Below are 17,219 nucleotides of genomic sequence, written 5' to 3' on the forward strand. Positions count from 1 at the left end.
ACCTTTCCTATCAGCGAAGCTATATCTCCTCCCGCCTTCCCTTGACTAAATAATTTCCGAGCCCACGGTGCTATCGTACTCTGAGCAGAAAAGGAGACTATGTCTTCCGATGCGACCTTTCCTATCAGCGAAGCTGTAGGCTGGGAGCAAGGAAGAGCATAGTCTCCTTTTCATCTAACGAGCACAAAGGCTCGAAAATTATTTAGTTAATACCTCTACGCAACGATGGCATAATGTAGGGTGTTCTGCATTCTGCCCTACTGTTTCACGATGGATCCAGCAGCGTTCACATTTTTCAAATTCACTTGGTTTTACAACCACGCTCAAGTGACCTTCTTCGGTAGCCACCGCTTCAGCCGGAGCCGAATCGCGACCTTCTACCAAATGAGCTTCACTTACGATGAGTAAAACAGCCAACTGATCTTTAACTTCATTCAAGCGTTTGAATACATCACCGTCAGCATATACTGTGATGGATGCATCCAAGGAGTGACCGATTTCTTTGTTCTGACGAGCCGTTTCCAAAGCTTTGGTAAGTTCGGAACGAAGAGCCAAGAGCTTACTCCATTTTTCAGCCAAAGCTTCGTCATAATGAACTTCTTTGCCGGTAGGCCAATCTTCAAGCATTACACTTTCACGCATACCGTCTTCTTTTGGCATGTACTGCCATACTTCTTCAGCGGTGAAGGATAGAACCGGTGCTACCATACGTACCAAGGTTGCTACGATTTCATACATAGCAGTCTGAGCACTGCGACGAGCCTGTGCAGTCGCTTTTTCAGCATACATGGTATCCTTCATTACATCCAAGTAGAAGGAGCTCAAATCAACGGTGCAGAAGTTGTGGATTGTATGATATAAGATATGGAATTCGTAGTTTTCATAGGCTTCCGTAACTTTGCGGCGAACTTCTTCCAAACGAAGGAGTGCCCATTTATCGATTTCAGACAAGTTTTCATAAGCCACTTTATCCGTATTCGGATTGAAGTCGTCCAAGTTGCCCAATAAGAAGCGGAATGTGTTACGAATCTTACGATATACTTCAGACAACTGTTTAACGATATCTTTGGACAAACGAACGTCGCCCTGGTAATCCGCGGAGGATACCCAAAGACGCATTACGTCGGCGCCGTATACATCGATGATATCGGAAGGTGCTACCGTATTACCTACGGATTTAGACATTTTACGGCCTTCACCGTCAACTACGAAACCGTGAGTCAATACGGAATTGTAAGGGGCCTTACCGGTTGTGGCCACTGCCGTAAGCAAGGAAGAGTTGAACCAACCGCGATGCTGGTCAGAACCTTCAAGGTACATAGCGCATGGCACTTCAAGACCTTCGTTTTCCAAAACACCGGCCCAAGAGGAACCGCTATCGAACCAAACGTCCATGATGTCAGTTTCTTTGTGGAATTCGCCATGGCCGCAATGAGGGCAAGTGAAGCCTTCAGGTAATAGTTCTTTCGCTGTATGATTCCACCAAGCGTCGGAGCCTTCTTTGGCAACCCAAGCCTGAACGGATTTGATAGTGTCGTCGTTAACTACATAATCACCGCAAGAATCGCAGTAGAATACAGGGATTGGCACGCCCCATACACGTTGACGGGAGATTACCCAGTCCCCGCGGTCCGCAATCATATTGTAGATGCGGTCATGACCCCATTTAGGAATCCACTGTACTTGATTGTCGATAACATCAAGAGCTGCTTTGCGGTAACCGTCAACGGAAGAGAACCACTGTTCGGTGGCACGGTAGATTACCGGGTTTTTACAACGCCAGCAGTGTGCATATTGGTGACGCAACGTACCTTTATGTAATAAAGCACCGTTATGAGCTACAATTTTCAAGATAGGCACTTCGGCTTCGTGAATTTCTTTGCCGGCCAACGGTTCTTCCGTATCGCCGTAACGATCGTTATCTACAGCGGCCACATAGTTACCGGTCGCATTAACGAAGGAAAGAATTTCAGTGTTGATTTTGCCTTCTTTATTATATTTTTGGAAAATCCCAAAGTCTTCTTCGCCGTGTGCAGGCGCGGTATGAACGCAGCCGGTACCGGCTTCAAGTGTTACATGGTCGCCCAATAATACTCTAACTTCGCGGTCAATGAACGGATGCTTGAACGTAGCCAATTCCAAGTCGGAACCTGGGAAGGTTTTAACTACTTTGTAGTCTTCAACCTGAGCATCTTTCATAGCCGATTCAACAAGTTCTACGGCCATCAAGTAGTATTCATCGCCAACCTGTACCCATGCATACTCAAGGTCAGGGTTTACGGAGATGGCCTGGGATGCAGGTAATGTCCAAGGTGTGGTTGTCCAGATTACGGCATATGCTTTAGCCGGATCCACACCTTCCGGTAACGTACGTTTTACTTCGTCTACATACGCATATTTTACATAGATAGAGAAGGATTTCTTTTCATGGTATTCGATTTCCGCTTCAGCCAACGCTGTTTCACAGTGCGTACACCAGTAAACAGTTTTAAGACCTTTGTAGATGTAACCGCGTTTCGCCATTTCACCGAAGATACCAAGCTGTTTAACTTCAAACGCAGGTTTTAATGTCAAATACGGATCTTCAAAACGGCCGAGCACACCGAAACGGATGAAGTCTTTTTTCTGTTCTTCCACGCACTGTAAGGCATATTCTTTACATTTAGCGCGAAGATCCAAAGGACTCATTTCATGACGGTTAAGGCCGGTGTTTTTGATGATGGCATGTTCGATTGGCAAACCATGCGTATCCCAACCGGGAATATATGGAGTGTAAAAACCTTGCATGGTTTTGTATTTCATGATGATATCTTTTAACGTTTTGTTAAGGGCATGGCCGATATGAAGTTTGCCGTTTGCATACGGAGGTCCGTCATGCAACACAAAGCTCTTGTTGCCTTTTCTTAATTCCAAACGTTTTTCGTAGATTTTATTGTCTTCCCAAAATTTTAAATACTCAGGTTCGCGTTTTGGCAAGTTGCCGCGCATAGGAAATTCCGTTGCAGGCAAATGCAAAGTTTTACCGTAATCCATAAATACTCTCCTCTCAACTAATAAAAAAAGCGCTCATCCCCGAAGGGACGAACGCGATAGTCCGTGGTACCACCCTACTGACTCATAAAGAGCCACTCACGCATATAACGGTGCTCACCGATAAAGTTAAAACTTTATATGCTCCCAAGTGATTCGTTATTTCTTCATTCACTGACCTCGCACCATCTGTCAGCTCGCTGAGAATTACCCGAAATAACCGTCTTTGTCATCGCATTCTATCATATGTATAAAACATTTTCTTATAACTAAAATATCCATAGCGAGATGCTATGGTATTTTGCCTTAGCTAGAGTATAGAGAAGTACCTCCATTTTGTCAAGTCATTTCATATACACTTTTTGTAAAAAAAGTGTATAATTAAAACATCTACTAACAAATTCAAAAGGAGGATTTATATGCTTGCTTGGCAACGTACTGTATACATTTGTTTCTTCGGTGCGTTCTTATCGGCCTTGGGGCTTAGCCAATTGGCGCCGCTCTTGCCGATTTATATGAACGAACTGGGAGTCACCACAACAAACGAAACAGCCTATTGGTCAGGCTTGGCGATGGGTATCACATATTTAGTCGTCGCATTAGTTTCTCCCTATTGGGGTCGTTTAGCCGACCGTAAAGGTCGTAAAATATCCTTATTACGAGCCAGTTTTGGGATGATGCTCTGCAATCTGCTCATGTGCTTTGTACAATCGCCATTGCAACTTGTGTTCGTCCGATTTATACACGGCCTTGTTTCCGGCTTTTTCTCCGCTTCCATCATTCTGGTGGCATCGGAAACACCGGAAGAAAAAACGGGTTGGGCTCTGTCGGTGCTGGCCTCATCCAATTTGGCCGGTTCACTCATCGGTCCCTTAATCGGCGGTTACTTAGCCGATATGTTTGGCGTCCGTTTCTCCTTTTTCATCATTGCCTGCTTCTTAGGCGCCGCCTTTTTACTTGTGTTTTTCTTTGTTCACGAGTCCTTTACACCGGATCCAAACAAGGTGGCACACAATTTTAAAGAGTTGCGTCAACAATTACCGAACTTCCACGAGCTGTTAATTGTAGCGGCCTCTACTTTTATTTATGCACTCTCTCTGATGAGCTTGCAGCCGATTATCACGGTGTACTTAAGTGAAATTGTACCGCCTGATACACCGCAACTGGCCTTATTGGCAGGGCTCGTCTTTGCCTCAACCGGTTTTGCGCAAATGCTGAGCAGTTCCTATATAGGCAAATGGATAGACCACATCGGTCCGCGGCCTATCCTCATCGGTTCGTTAATTTATGTAGCCCTCGTTACCATACCACAGGCCTATGTCACTTCGGCCTTGGAACTTGGCGTTTTGCGCTTTTTAACCGGCCTCGGGCTCGCCGGCCTATTACCGTCACTCAACACGTATATTTCCACTCATGCACCTAAAACCGTTTCCGGCCAAGTCTTTTCCTATACCCAGACGACTCAGTTCTTGGGGTATTTCCTCGGTTCCGTCGGCGGTGCACTCTTCATGGGGCAATTCGGCTTTACCGCCCTCTTCTGGGCCAGTGGTCTGCTATTCTTAGCCAATGCCGTGTGGGTGTACTTTAAGTTAAGATTGTAAATATACTTTATCCTGTGAATTAACTATATGCTTTATCCTGTGAATTAACTAAATGCTTTAAACTCTGAATTAAATTACAATCCTATCTATACTAAAAATACTTTCTCCACTCAATTAACCAAAGCGTCAGTTTATACCGTACGAGTCACACTGCGACGCCATTGCATGGCTTCTTCATATTCTTTGGAATAATTCAAAATAAACTTGTCCAATTCTTGGATGAGTTTATTTTTTTCTTCCGGTAATCTAGCACGGAATGTCACGCCATTTGTGGATGTCACCGCATCAACCGTAATTTTATTGTTCAGGTTACGTAAAAACTCGCGGAACTCCTGAATGCGTTCTAGTTCCGTTTCTTCCGTAAATTTGCCGGCTTTCATTTCTTCATACAATTCAGTATCCGGTAAAACAGAAACCGTCGTTAAATACATATAATGCGGATGAATTTGATTCCATATTTCGGCACTCCGTTTAGCGCTGATCACAGCTTTACCTAGGCCGGCCAAACCGCCTAAGTAAATAACGCGATAGTCCATACCGGCTTCCTCTATTTTTTTACACTCACGCACAATATCTTCGGCCGTATAGCCCTTATTCACCGCTTCAAGAACTTCATCATCACCACTTTCAATACCGATAACAATATCATTAAAGCCCAATTCTTTTAATTGGCGTAAATCTTCTACCGATTTTTGATAAAAATCATTAATACGCCCATAAGTTGCAATATTAGCTTCTGGCAAATATTTTTTGAATAATTTGCCAATCTCTGTCAAACGATCCATGGAAAGAGCTAACGGATTACCACCGGATGCCCAAGCACGTTTCGCATGCGGATAAAGACGAGATGCTTCCTGTAAATCGCCTTCTATTTTTTCAATATCCACTACGCGGAAGGGATAGCCTTTATAAAAATTGCAAAACGTACAAGCGTCATGAGTACAACCAACGGTTACTTCAATAAACACACTATCGGCATCGGTTGCCGGTCTTACAATAGGGCCACTAAATTGCATACTATTTTACCTGCTTTCTTTACCAAATCATCATATATCGAATTATAGATATGTTATGAAAAATAAAAAGCAGCGAACACTGCCTTTTATCTAAAGCGTACTATTAATTTCGGCCTTAAAACTTTCTATCACTTTTTCATTACGGCGATAATATGTCCATTTGCCAAAGCGAGCGGACTCTAATAACCCAGCCCGTTGCATAAGGTCTAAGTAATGGGACACGGCCGATTGCGAAATGCCTAATTTTTCTTGAATACTCCCTACACAGACTCCTCCTTTAAACGCGTCTTCCTCAGGCATATGAAATCCCTGGGGCGGGAAGTGCTTCGACGGTTCTTTTAACCATTGTAAAATTTTTAGGCGGCTTTCATTAGATAGCGCTTTAAAAATATCTTGTAATTCTTTATTACTCATAATTTTATTATATCTTAATTTTGAGATATGTCAATATACATTACCTAAGTATTTCGATTTACTGTCGTCAGGATAAAATGATTTAATCTGAAACTATCCACTCAATACTATTTGCTCTTCTCTCGAGCCAAAATAAATATTGTCGATAGAATAAGAACAAAGCCGATAATATCAGTAGTTAAAAATTCACTGCCCAATAAAGCCCATCCTAGTAGGGCTGCCGAAATCGGCTCTACCGAAGATAATACAGAGCCTTTTACGGCACCAATGCGGCGTACCCCTTCCAAATAGGCATTGAAGGAAATAATCGTGCCTAACACAACCACATTAAAAAAAGCAATATAGGTCCACATATCCCATTCACCGGGTACAACAAGCGGCTTAGCCCAGGGAGTTATGATAATGCCCGAAAACAACATGGCAAAACCGACAATCGGACCCGTGCCGTAACGGCGCAACAATGAAACCGGCTGAACGCTGTAGATAGCTACCGCCACGGCTGAAAGCAATCCCCAAAAGAGGACTTTTTCATCAATACCGGCCAACGATAACTTACCCTGTAATGCAATCATAGCCGTCCCTATGGTGGCCAACACGATGCTTATGGCTTCGCCCCAAGTAGGCAATTTCAGATACCGAATAGCCATATAGAGTACAATAATAATCGGCGCTAAGTACTGTAACACGGTGGCAATGCCCGCACCGGCATAATAAATCGAGCGGAAGTAGGCGTATTGGCATAAGGCCATGCCGAGCAAACCGAACACCAGAACACCAATCACATCTTTTGGCGTTTTAAACACTTCAAAAATCTTACCGTGCCCTTGCCAATATGCGGCTATAACGGTGACAACACCGGAGATTAATAAGCGTACGACCAATAACCATTCCGGCGTGATGCCGCGCTGTTGTTGTAAAAATTGTGATGAGGCGCCCGATAACCCCCATAAAATACCGCCCATGAGCGTCAGACCGATACCGATTAAAAACTTTCTATCCATATTTTCATCCTTCGAAGTAAAGTACTAAAAACGACCGGCCATAAGCCGGTCGTCCTTCATTTACTGCTATTGTAACAAATCGCCAATTGCTTATCAAGCCAATAAGTTGGTGACTACAATCACAAATAGCTTATCAAGCCAATAACTTCATAGCTACTTTGACAACAATTTTTAATACTTTGGCAGGCTCATCATTAACGGCGCAACATGGTCGATGAATGTCTTCCGGGTAGAAAATAACATATGTCCCCGGTGTGGCTAATACAAAGCCTTCATCGGTCACTTCCGAAGCATAAAAATATAAATCTCTGTCCGGATGTGCTTCAGTTACCTTTTCAATACCATAATCCGGTAAGAAGCCCATTTTTTCTTGCCCATCGATGACGAACTGAACATCTAAATAGTCCTTATGTGATTCAGGTCGCGTATCTGCTATTTTTTTAGTCGTCACTTCTTGCAGCATGGCAAAAATATTGTCACCGTCAATGTCATGACGCCCCAATGGCAGCTGCTTAAAATCCGTAGACTTCAACCAATCGAGTACGCGTACCAACACGGGCGAATACCCGAGACCGTTATAATTTACATTTACATTACCAAATATCACAATATGTCCCTTCTTATCTGTTTAAACGCCTTCTTATTACTAATCAGCTGTAAATTAATGTCTATAAATGGAAGCTCGGCTACTGCTAAGCTTCCATTTATGTATTGAACATTTATTTATTAATCAAACATTTATTTATAAATCACATAGTATTTTATTCTTCATCAGCGGTACCATCAAATTTAGCAATGATTGCTTCCGCTGTTTTATGAGGCACTTCTTCATAGGAGTTGAATTCCATGTTGAAAACGCCTTGCCCTTGCGTCATGGAGCGCAATACAGTTACATAATCGAGCATTTCAGCAAACGGCACCTGTGCTTTTACCACAGTAATGCCTTCACGTTCACCCTGTTCCATGCCGAGCACACGACCGCGACGACTATTCAAATCGCCCATAATATCACCCATGAAAGCATCCGGTGCAAACACGTTTACATTGTAAACAGGTTCTAAGAGTACCGGTTTAGCCTGTGGCACGCCTTTCTTCAAGGCTTGCGCCGCGGCTACCTTGAATGCTAATTCCGAGGAGTCAACAGCATGGTAAGAACCGTCTAATAAGGTTACCTTCACACCAATCATAGGATAGCCGGCCAATAAGCCTTTTTCCAATGTTTCTCGGGCACCTTTTTCTACAGCCGGAATATACTGCTTAGGTACCGCACCACCGAAGATTTTATCTACAAATTCAAAATCACTTTCCGTGGATGGCTCAATAGCAATTTTAACATGACCATACTGACCATGACCGCCGCTTTGTTTCTTATGCTTGCCTTCTACTTCTACATGGCCGCGAACCGTTTCACGATATGGAATATACGGTTTTTCCAATTTAGCTTTTACGCCATATTTACGTTCCATCTTAGTGAGGATATGATCCAAATGGACTTCGCCCATACAACGAACTTGCATCTGACGCCCTTCTACGTCTTTAACAACTACACAAGTCGGGTCTTCTTCCGAAATGCGCTGTAATGCGCCGGCTAATTTTTCTTCTTCCCCTTTCTTTTCAGGAACCATTGCTACCGTATGGAGCGGTTGTGGGAAGCGAATCTGACGATATTTAACTTTGAACGCAGGCGTTGCAAAAGTATCACCGGTCTTAGTTACAGCCAATTTAGGAATAACAACGATATCACCGGCGCGAGCTTCCGTAACAGGAACCTGTTGCTTACCGATGAGGGTATACATTTTACCCCATTTTTCTTCCACGCCTTGGTTCATATTAAGGAGTTTATCCCCTTCTTTTAATTCACCGGAGAACACACGCACAAAGCTCTGTTTGCCGGCAAACGGATCTAAAACGGTCTTAAATACAAAACCGGTAAACGGTTTATCCACATGAACAACGCGTTCTTCGCCTGTCTCAACATCTTCAGCAGTCATAACTCGTTTAGACGCATCCGGCATGTAGCGAATCATACGATCGAGTACTTGGTCCATGCCGATATTATTAGTGGCACTGCCGCACATAACGGCACATACGCGACCGGTCAACATACCTTCGCGAAGGCCTTGACGAATTTCTTCCAAAGTAAGCTCTTGACCGTCTAAATATTTTTCCAATAAGGTATCGTCACCTTCAGCAGCGGATTCTACCGTTAATTCACGGATTTCTTCTACTTTGGCAGACAATTCTGCCGGTACCGGCACTTCGGTAACCTTGCCGTTTTCATACACATAAGCCGTACGTTTTGCTACGTCAACAACACCTTTAAAATCAGGACCTTCGCCGATTGGAATCTGCAGTGGCATGATGGCTTTGCCGAATAAGTCGTGCATTTTTTCAAGAGTGCCGAAGAAGTCGGCCCCTTCCATATCCATTTTGTTAATAAAAGCCATGCGCGGCATCTGCAATTCTACCCCGTAATCCCAAGCGCGAATGGTGTCCACTTCTACACCCGATGTAGCGGAGAGTACCATAAGCATGCCGTCGGAAGCACGCAATGCGGCGCGCACTTCACCATGGAATTCGGAATAACCCGGCGTATCAATGAAATTAATTTTATAATTTTTCCATTCACATGGTGCCATACCAAGCTGAATAGTAACATTACGTTTAATTTCTTCAGGTTCAAAATCCATAATATGTTTGTTGTCTTGCCCTTTACCGACGGATTGAACAGCGCCGCAAGCTAAAAGCAAAGATTCTACCAATGCTGTTTTGCCCGCACCATCGTGAGATACAACAGCCACATTACGAATTAAATCACTAGCATATTCTTTCATATGAACCGCCTCCTTTAAAGCGCAGAAACGCAATTTACTGTATGTATTCGATGCGACCATATGAAATTCCTTTATATTTATTATACATTTTTCGAAATTATAGTAATTTTTTTAAAATTGTCCCCTAAAATTGTGCAAACAGCTTGCCAAAAACGACTATATAACGTAACATTAGAGAATATATATAAGAGGTTCGGCAGCGTAACACGGTAGTTGAGTATTTTTGAAGAGCCGAACATAAAGGGGGATTTTTTATGAGTGAAAAATCAAATCAAGGTCACGACCATAGTATGAAACGTGGTCTCAAAAACCGTCACATGCAGATGATTGCCTTAGGCGCATCGGTAGGTACCGGCCTGTTTTACGGCTCGGCGCCGACGATCAAATTGGTAGGACCGGGTATTATTGCATCCTATGCATTGGCAGGCCTTTTTATTTTCTTCGTTATGCGCATGCTCGGTGAAATGGCCGTACGCGAACCGGTATCGGGTTCATTCAGTCATTTTGCCAACAAATATTGGAACGGTTTTATGGGTTACTTGGCCGGCTGGAATTATTGGACCTTATTTATGCTCGCCGGCATGGCGGAACTGGCGGCCATCGCCGTGTACCTCGCCTATTGGTTCCCGGACATTCCGCATTGGCTGACTACGCTCATATGCCTTGTGACTATCACGGCCATTAACTTAATCAACGTTAAGGCCTACGGCGAAGTTGAGTTCTGGGCGTCCTTCATCAAAATCGGCGCTATCGTCAGCATGATTTTATTCGGTTTCTACCTGATTTTCACCACCATGGGTTCCTTCCCTCATAACTTCCATAACTTATGGGATAACGGTGGTTTCTTCCCGAATGGTTCTTGGGGCTTCCTTTGCTCCTTGGCCGTTGTTATGTTCTCCTTCGGCGGTGTCGATCTTATCGGTATTACGGCGGGCGAAGCGGAGAATCCTGAAAAAAGCTTACCAACCGCAATTAATGAATTATTATTACGTATCTTAATTTTCTACATTGGCACCATGGTTGTACTTATGTCTTTGGCACCTTGGGATAAAGTTGGTCTTGAAGCCAGCCCATTCGTTCAAATCTTTGAAGAAATCGGTATTCCCGCGGCTTCCAACATTTTGAACCTCGTAGTACTTGTAGCGGCTTTATCTGTATTCAACAGTATTTTATACAGTAACTCCCGTATGTTGTACGGTTTGGCACAAGCAGGTAATGCACCTAAGATTTTCAGTTATTTGACGGTTCACGGTGTGCCATTGGCCAGTACCTTATTCTCATCCGGGTTAGCGTTAATTATCGTTTTGACAACCTACCTCTATCCGCAAGCTGGTGAAGTGTTCATGCATCTCTTGGCACTCGTAGTAGCCGGTCTTGTAATCAGCTGGTTCGTCATCATCGCTACGCACATGAAATTCCGTAGCACTTTCATTCGAGAAGGCCGTCTTGATGAATTGAAATTCAAATCGCCGCTCTATCCGGTCATCAACTACTTATGTATTTTATTCCTGTTGGTAGTTGTAGTCGTTATGTATCAAATGGACAGCTTCCGACCATCGGTAATCGCAATTCCGTTCTGGATTCTGTTCTTGTATGTAACATATAAGTTGAAAAAAGTTAAAAAATAACAAAGTAAAACGAGGCTCGTTATGAGCCTCGTTTTTTCATACCTGAATTTTATTCTACTGAACTATAACTTCGCGGCGATGTATTAAAATGTTTTTTAAATGCCTTGTAAAAATTACTGGTATTACTGTAGCCCAGCATACCGGCAATCATTTCAATGGATAAATCAGTTCCTTTAAGCAATGACGCCGCTCTATCCATACGATGAGCCGTCACGATTTCACTAAAGGATTGCCCCGTTTCTTGACGAATCAAATTGGAAATATAATTCGGATGGTAGGCCAAATCCGCTGCCATCTGCTTTAAAGACACCGAATCTACATGAGTACTGATGTATTGCATAATTTGCTCAATTAAGCTACTTGGTTCCGCACTCTGTTGCTGAGATTTTTGCTCCCGCGCCACGCTCATTAACAAGGCGGCCACCAACGATTGCAAAATTGCCTGTGTATCCTCTTGCGGCGTCGCATATTCAAGCACCATCAACTCCAAGAGACGGCGCACATAGTGTGGCTTTTCAAAATGAAGATGGATAAAATTTTCCGAAAATTCATTATTCTGCGGCTCCAAGAAGAAATTAAACACCTTTTTATCCGCTGCCAAAATGGGGAAGAACGTCTTAAAGAACGCCTCTTTTTGAATTAAAACGCCAAGAATAATGATCTTCTCTTTGCTACCCCCTTGAAGCGCATAGCCCGTATAGGGTTGCCCGATATAGCACTCATTTTCCTTAACTTTTATATAGTTATCCTGTGTATAACTGAGCGCCCCATAATCACCTTGATAGGCAAAATTCAAGAAAAAGAAATCATGACGATGAAAGGCCTCTTCAATATGCTGACCTTTAAAAACGCAAATCATGATGGTTTCGTCAGCCTTACCCGGCCATTGATAAGCTCGTTCCGGATGAGTATCCCCGGATGATCTAAGCTTCGGCCAGTGTTCTGTAATGAAGGCAGCCCCCAACTGAGTAAGTGCTTCATTGAGTTCTTGCTGTTCCGGGGAAATCGTCTCTTCAGCCATAGTAGTTGATTCTCCCTTTATTGATTCAGGGGGCTCTTGTTTGACTGCCACTGCCGCATCATCTTTTGCCATAGCCGTCAGTACTGCTCCCGATTCACTTTTCGATGCTTCCTTCACCACCGTCGCCATAGCCGACTCCCCTTTTATAGCTATATCCGTTTGCTGTAGGTTTAATTTCTTTTTAGCCTTTTTTTGCTTCTTATCCTGAATTTTTTTATTTTGCTTCTTCTTCGATTTTTTCTTCTTTTTCAATTCTGTTTTCTTGGAAAGCTTCTTTTTCGCTTTCTTCAATTTATCCTTATCTTTACGCTTTTTTGCCATATCAGCTGCCTAATACCTTTCTAGTTCTTCATAAGCTTCTTTTTAGTATATCATCAATCTTAAGATTTGCCACTATATATCTTACGTTTTACCGTCGTCAGTAATTTTAAAGCCGATTATACTGTGGTTACAGCCGATCCTTTACCACTCTCCGCCGAAGATTATCTAACTATTTTTGAAAAATCCTATCGTTAATTTCCAATGCTGACTAACAACAAAAGGAGGACATATGACTGAATTAGAAAAATTAAACGCCGGTTTGCCTTATAATTTTATGGATCCCGAAGTAGACGCACTGAAACTAAATGCCGTAAAAGGTTGTGAAGAACTCAATGCACTCAGTGCCGCCGACTATGGAGCACGGGATACCGTAATTCGCAAATTATTCCGCAAAGTCGGCCAAAATCCTGTCATATTGCCTCGTTTTATTTGTGATAACGGTAAAAATATTTCTGTAGGCAATAACTTTCTAATTAACTTTAACGGCGTTATCCTCGATATTGCGCCGGTAACTATCGGTGATAATGTCATGATTGGCCCAAACACGCTTATTACCACGGTCAATCATCCCTTAAACGCCAAAGAACGACGCAATCACATGGCTGTGGCCACACCGGTAACCATCGGTAATGATGTATGGATTGGTGGTAATGTAACATTTCTTCCCGGTGTAACTATCGGCGATAAAGCTGTCATCGCCGCCGGAGCCGTAGTAACCAAAGACGTGCCGTCTAATACCGTAGCCGGCGGTGTACCGGCTCGTGTAATTAAAGAATTGCCGGAAGAAGACCAATAGACAGATAAAAATTTAATTTTATGCATCAAAAATGCCGCATCGAACCCGATGCGGCATTTAGCATTTTATATTCAATCACGCTTTCATGCGTTCTATGATATTTACAAATTCTTCATAATTGGCAAGCCCATTCACAAGTGCCGCCTTTTCACCATATTCAATAAGACAGGTTGGCAAACTGTGAATATTCAAAGCGTGTCGCAAGCGGAGATCTTCTTCAAAGGCCTTGGCGGCACTGCCGTTTTCAAAATAGCGAAGAAATTCATCTGTATCTAAATCGGACGCCTTAGCTACCGCTACTAACTCATCGATTCGCGTAGTCTGTCGGGTCTCGACAATCGTCGCCCGTCGCAAGCGAAGCAAAAACTCATCAGCCTTCACGGGGTCACAAAGCTGAGCGGCCTTGTAGGCAATGCACAGCGGATAGGATGACCGGTGGTCCGCATCAAAGAGGTGAAACCCCTCCATATTAATGGGTAGCCCACCAATGCTTTCCTCGCTTTTATAAATCTGTGCCAACCGCTTATTATATACGCGAATCCCGTCTTCAGCCGGCAACGCCAATTCTTGCGGCAACATAAAATCGGCCACATCGCGCACCAGCCCACTCATTACATACTTAAAAACAAGCTCTTCGCCGAAATGGTTAGCCAATTTTTCATAAACCGGCTCTTGCTCATAGGAAAGACCCATCATCGGATCCGTAAAAGTTATAAGGATAATCTTTTTCATAGTATTCATCAGTATCGGTTACGGTCAATAAACTGACCACCCACCGACCACGCCTTAATATCATAAAATTTTATATAAATATTTTCTGTCGGAATATCGAGAACGTCCTGAAAGGCAGCCGTCATCTCGGCGCCGAAGTCACTAAAGCCGACATAAGCTTCATTACCGAAAAGGCTGGCTTCTATATAGGCAATTTTCTGCTGTCCGTCACCGCGAAGATAAAGTGACTGATTGGCTTCGAGACCAAACAATAAGTAATTTTCATTCAACCCCGGCACACGCTCAATAGCTTTGCCCATGCGCGATTTAATAACTGTCTCCTGTTCACGACTGACAGGTGTATTAACTTTCGCCATTACAAACGGCATTACTGCTCCCTCCATTCTTGTAGCTGTTCCAGAATACGGTCGGCAACTTCCTGATGTTTCATCTGATAGGTATGACCGGTTTTTTCAATAAAAATCAACTTATTTTCTGCAGCCGTTGGCATATGATTATTCAAATTGCGTAAAAACTCCGACGGATCGCCATCCGTAAAATTATCATAGGTGCCCACAAGTAACGCCCCCGTATGAGTAAGCTTCGCGGCTTGTGAAAAATCACCCTTCGGCGAGGTATGCACATTATTGAGTAATCCTGAAAATTGCCAATCCCACGCCGTATGAGCGATACATTCTACCCAGCCCATAAACGGAAACGGCAATCGTTTATCTCCATCACCACGCTCAACTTGGTCTTTAATCAATCGTTTTTCATAGTCTGTAACACCCGACATCATATACGTCAGGTTAGCGGGCGACAGTAAAAAGAACCGTTCTACGCGCTCATCATGATGGCGCGACAGATAATAGATAACCTTATTGGCTCCCAAGGAGTGGCCGGCCAAAATGATATGCTTATAACCGGCGTTCTCCGCAAAGGTCAGATAAGCATCAATATCTTCATCCGGATAGGCAAAACGCTCATTCCACGAGCCGATAAGTTCCTCTTTGCCCGTCTTCACATTGACGGTAGGAATTTCACCGAATGCATCATTTGTCTGGGCATAGATAAAATCAATGTTTCCACTATTAAGGGTATCCCCGATATTATAATAAAACGGATTGGAATAAAAATTACCGTGAATACCTGTGATGGCAATCATCACAGTATCTGACGTCCGCTTCTCTTCTTGACGGAAAAGAACGCCGTTTAGAACCACACCGCGCTTCGTCGGCACATCCAAACGAAACTTCATACATTATCACTCTTTCTAAAAATACACTGATGGAAGGATGAGGCGTAACAAGCATTACAGGAAATACACTTCGCCTCTAGAGCTTCACCGCTTTTCATTTTATTGGGTAAATCCGGTTCTCGCAAAAGGGGGCGAGACAAAGAAATCATTTCTATTTTAGTTTTATTTAGTATCTCTTCCATTGTATCGAGGCTTCGTAAACCACCGACCAAAATAATCGGCGTATCCACGGATTTGGCCAATGTATCGGCAAATTTCAAGAAATAGGCTTCGTTTTTATGTGGTCGAATACCGGCCACGGACGTACCATTACCACTTACCTCGATAGAATCGATACCGGCGTCGGCCAGTAAGCGGCACATAACCAAGCTTTCAGCTTCATCCAAACCGCCATAGGTAAAGTCACTGCTGTTAATTTTTGCCGTAATATGCAATTGTGGCGCTTTTTCACGAATACCGTTAATGATTTCCACCACCAAGCGGGTACGATTGGCAATACTGCCACCATATTCATCCGTTCTGTGATTGACAGCAGGCGATACAAAACGACTCAAAAAGAAGAAATGGGCCACATGAATTTGCACACCGTCAAAGCCCGCTTTAGCCGCACGGACACCGGCTTCAATAAATTGGTCGCGCACCATATGAATCTCTTCTATCGTCATATTATCCGGTTCAACCTGCTCAAAGCGACCGTTCGTTTCACGATAATAGGCACCAAGGGCTAACTGGGTAATCACCGGCACATCTTGGGCATGGATTACGTCGGTAAGTGTCTTATATTGCGGAATCAAGGCATCATCGGATAACCGCATCATCCCGTCAAAATAGTAATCATTGGCGGCCACGCTGGTAAACCCGGTAATAATGATACCAACACCACCTTTGGCCAACTCATCATAAATCTCATACGCTTTTTCCGTCACACTGCCGTCGCGATTAGCTAAACCTTCCCAAGTAGCGGAACGAACCAAACGATTTTTTGCTTTCAAATTTTTTAATTCAATTGTATTAAAAAGACTTTTCATTAATTTCACACTCCTTAGTATTATGAATTATATTAAATCACATTGATTTTTCTCTATATCTACATTATAATTATTTACAACATAAAAACAAGAAGGATGTTTTTTCTTCGTCAATATAAAAAGTATACTATGGAGGCTCTATGACACAAAAACCACTACCTAAAGATAAAAACATTTACGACACCGATTGTCCCATCCTGTATGCCATGGAGATAATCGGCCAAAAATGGAAACTTCCCATTCTTTGGTATATATGCGACGCCGAAAACCAAACACTTCGCTATAAGGAACTGGAGCGAAAAGTTGTCGGCATTACCGCCACAATGCTAACCAAATGTTTGCGCGAATTGGAACAAGATAGGCTGATATCAAGAAAACAGTACAATACCATTCCACCAACCGTTGAGTATTCAATTGCGGAACGGGGCAAGCTATTGATGCCCGCCCTCCAATCCATATATGATTGGGGCGAATCCCAGATGAACGAAAAAGAATAAACAAAAACAGGTTCTATAATTTATTTTGGGGCGCTAAAGAGAAACGCTAGTTGCGTGTCCTCT

The 17,219-nt window shown here is 43.2% G+C and carries 15 protein-coding genes; 4 read left to right on the forward strand and 11 right to left on the reverse strand.

The annotated features are described in order from the left end of the window. Window positions 1–198: 198 nt before the first annotated feature. A complete protein-coding gene (ileS, locus tag MXE28_RS05470; protein ID WP_226974301.1) occupies window positions 199–3,033 on the reverse strand; it encodes an isoleucine--tRNA ligase in 2,835 nt (944 codons plus the stop codon). Between the two features lie 416 nt (window positions 3,034–3,449). On the opposite strand from ileS, the gene MXE28_RS05475 reads away from it, so the two are divergent. Next, window positions 3,450–4,631: an MFS transporter gene (locus MXE28_RS05475; RefSeq protein WP_226974300.1), complete on the forward strand. Its 1,182-nt coding sequence runs from the start codon at window positions 3,450–3,452 to the stop codon at window positions 4,629–4,631. A 131-nt stretch (window positions 4,632–4,762) separates the two neighbouring features. Here MXE28_RS05475 and MXE28_RS05480 read toward each other — a convergent pair whose 3' ends face one another. From MXE28_RS05480 to fusA, 5 genes are all read right to left on the reverse strand, one after another. Beyond that, window positions 4,763–5,647 (reverse strand): radical SAM protein, encoded by an 885-nt coding sequence (locus MXE28_RS05480; RefSeq protein WP_127057963.1) that lies wholly within the window; start codon window positions 5,645–5,647, stop codon window positions 4,763–4,765. A gap of 90 nt (window positions 5,648–5,737) precedes the next feature. Then, window positions 5,738–6,061 carry a metalloregulator ArsR/SmtB family transcription factor gene (locus MXE28_RS05485; protein ID WP_127057964.1) on the reverse strand — a complete coding sequence of 108 codons (324 nt, stop codon included), beginning with the start codon at window positions 6,059–6,061 and terminating at the stop codon, window positions 5,738–5,740. A gap of 107 nt (window positions 6,062–6,168) precedes the next feature. Continuing rightward, the gene (locus MXE28_RS05490) at window positions 6,169–7,062 is read right to left on the reverse strand and encodes a DMT family transporter (protein WP_226974299.1); all 894 of its coding nucleotides are present in this window, start codon (window positions 7,060–7,062) and stop codon (window positions 6,169–6,171) included. 133 nt (window positions 7,063–7,195) lie between these two features. Beyond that, window positions 7,196–7,669 carry a YhcH/YjgK/YiaL family protein gene (locus MXE28_RS05495; protein ID WP_164726524.1) on the reverse strand — a complete coding sequence of 158 codons (474 nt, stop codon included), beginning with the start codon at window positions 7,667–7,669 and terminating at the stop codon, window positions 7,196–7,198. A 154-nt stretch (window positions 7,670–7,823) separates the two neighbouring features. Beyond that, on the reverse strand, window positions 7,824–9,896 hold the full coding sequence (fusA, locus tag MXE28_RS05500) for an elongation factor G (RefSeq protein ID WP_127057967.1): 2,073 nt from the start codon (window positions 9,894–9,896) through the stop codon (window positions 7,824–7,826). Window positions 9,897–10,150: 254 nt separating this feature from the next. Between fusA and MXE28_RS05505 the strand changes: the two genes are divergently transcribed. Next, the gene (locus tag MXE28_RS05505) at window positions 10,151–11,524 is read left to right on the forward strand and encodes an amino acid permease (protein ID WP_226974298.1); all 1,374 of its coding nucleotides are present in this window, start codon (window positions 10,151–10,153) and stop codon (window positions 11,522–11,524) included. A 49-nt stretch (window positions 11,525–11,573) separates the two neighbouring features. Here MXE28_RS05505 and MXE28_RS05510 read toward each other — a convergent pair whose 3' ends face one another. Further along, on the reverse strand, window positions 11,574–12,866 hold the full coding sequence (locus MXE28_RS05510; protein ID WP_226974297.1) for an AraC family transcriptional regulator: 1,293 nt from the start codon (window positions 12,864–12,866) through the stop codon (window positions 11,574–11,576). Between the two features lie 229 nt (window positions 12,867–13,095). On the opposite strand from MXE28_RS05510, the gene MXE28_RS11560 reads away from it, so the two are divergent. Then, entirely contained in the window at window positions 13,096–13,662 is a 567-nt protein-coding gene (locus tag MXE28_RS11560; RefSeq protein ID WP_281493528.1) for a sugar O-acetyltransferase, read from the forward strand. 75 nt (window positions 13,663–13,737) lie between these two features. Here the strand turns inward: MXE28_RS11560 and MXE28_RS05525 are convergent, their stop codons facing one another. Genes MXE28_RS05525 through MXE28_RS05540 form a run of 4 tightly spaced genes read right to left on the reverse strand, consistent with a single transcriptional unit; the run spans window position 13,738 to window position 16,659 of the window. Further along, window positions 13,738–14,394, reverse strand: a complete 657-nt coding sequence (locus tag MXE28_RS05525; RefSeq protein ID WP_247239914.1) for a DsbA family protein — start codon at window positions 14,392–14,394, stop codon at window positions 13,738–13,740. A gap of 8 nt (window positions 14,395–14,402) precedes the next feature. Further along, complete coding sequence (locus MXE28_RS05530; RefSeq protein ID WP_247239915.1) at window positions 14,403–14,762, reverse strand: hypothetical protein; 360 nt, start codon at window positions 14,760–14,762, stop codon at window positions 14,403–14,405. Continuing rightward, window positions 14,762–15,631 (reverse strand): alpha/beta hydrolase, encoded by an 870-nt coding sequence (locus MXE28_RS05535; protein WP_021840439.1) that lies wholly within the window; start codon window positions 15,629–15,631, stop codon window positions 14,762–14,764. The genes MXE28_RS05530 and MXE28_RS05535 overlap by 1 nt, the downstream gene beginning before the upstream one ends. Further along, entirely contained in the window at window positions 15,628–16,659 is a 1,032-nt protein-coding gene (locus tag MXE28_RS05540; protein WP_021840438.1) for an NADH:flavin oxidoreductase, read from the reverse strand. Before MXE28_RS05540 ends, MXE28_RS05535 begins: the two co-directional genes overlap by 4 nt. Before the next feature lie 140 nt (window positions 16,660–16,799). On the opposite strand from MXE28_RS05540, the gene MXE28_RS05545 reads away from it, so the two are divergent. Further along, window positions 16,800–17,156: a helix-turn-helix domain-containing protein gene (locus tag MXE28_RS05545; protein WP_021840437.1), complete on the forward strand. Its 357-nt coding sequence runs from the start codon at window positions 16,800–16,802 to the stop codon at window positions 17,154–17,156. Window positions 17,157–17,219 lie beyond the last annotated feature (63 nt).

This window comes from Veillonella sp. KGMB01456 (assembly GCF_023051165.1).
In the GTDB taxonomy this organism is placed as follows: domain Bacteria; phylum Bacillota; class Negativicutes; order Veillonellales; family Veillonellaceae; genus Veillonella_A.

Bases quoted from the DNA above. Each gene is read 5' to 3' on its own strand.
- MXE28_RS05505 (WP_226974298.1), top strand. From the start codon at position 10,151: ATGAGTGAAAAATCAAATCAAGGTCACGACCATAGTATGAAACGTGGT.
- MXE28_RS05545 (WP_021840437.1), top strand. From the start codon at position 16,800: ATGACACAAAAACCACTACCTAAAGATAAAAACATTTACGACACCGAT.
- MXE28_RS05475 (WP_226974300.1), top strand. From the start codon at position 3,450: ATGCTTGCTTGGCAACGTACTGTATACATTTGTTTCTTCGGTGCGTTC.
- MXE28_RS11560 (WP_281493528.1), top strand. From the start codon at position 13,096: ATGACTGAATTAGAAAAATTAAACGCCGGTTTGCCTTATAATTTTATG.
- MXE28_RS05535 (WP_021840439.1), bottom strand. From the start codon at position 15,631: ATGAAGTTTCGTTTGGATGTGCCGACGAAGCGCGGTGTGGTTCTAAAC.
- MXE28_RS05480 (WP_127057963.1), bottom strand. From the start codon at position 5,647: ATGCAATTTAGTGGCCCTATTGTAAGACCGGCAACCGATGCCGATAGT.
- fusA (WP_127057967.1), bottom strand. From the start codon at position 9,896: ATGAAAGAATATGCTAGTGATTTAATTCGTAATGTGGCTGTTGTATCT.
- MXE28_RS05485 (WP_127057964.1), bottom strand. From the start codon at position 6,061: ATGAGTAATAAAGAATTACAAGATATTTTTAAAGCGCTATCTAATGAA.
- ileS (WP_226974301.1), bottom strand. From the start codon at position 3,033: ATGGATTACGGTAAAACTTTGCATTTGCCTGCAACGGAATTTCCTATG.
- MXE28_RS05510 (WP_226974297.1), bottom strand. From the start codon at position 12,866: ATGGCAAAAAAGCGTAAAGATAAGGATAAATTGAAGAAAGCGAAAAAG.
- MXE28_RS05525 (WP_247239914.1), bottom strand. From the start codon at position 14,394: ATGAAAAAGATTATCCTTATAACTTTTACGGATCCGATGATGGGTCTT.
- MXE28_RS05490 (WP_226974299.1), bottom strand. From the start codon at position 7,062: ATGGATAGAAAGTTTTTAATCGGTATCGGTCTGACGCTCATGGGCGGT.
- MXE28_RS05540 (WP_021840438.1), bottom strand. From the start codon at position 16,659: ATGAAAAGTCTTTTTAATACAATTGAATTAAAAAATTTGAAAGCAAAA.
- MXE28_RS05530 (WP_247239915.1), bottom strand. From the start codon at position 14,762: ATGCCGTTTGTAATGGCGAAAGTTAATACACCTGTCAGTCGTGAACAG.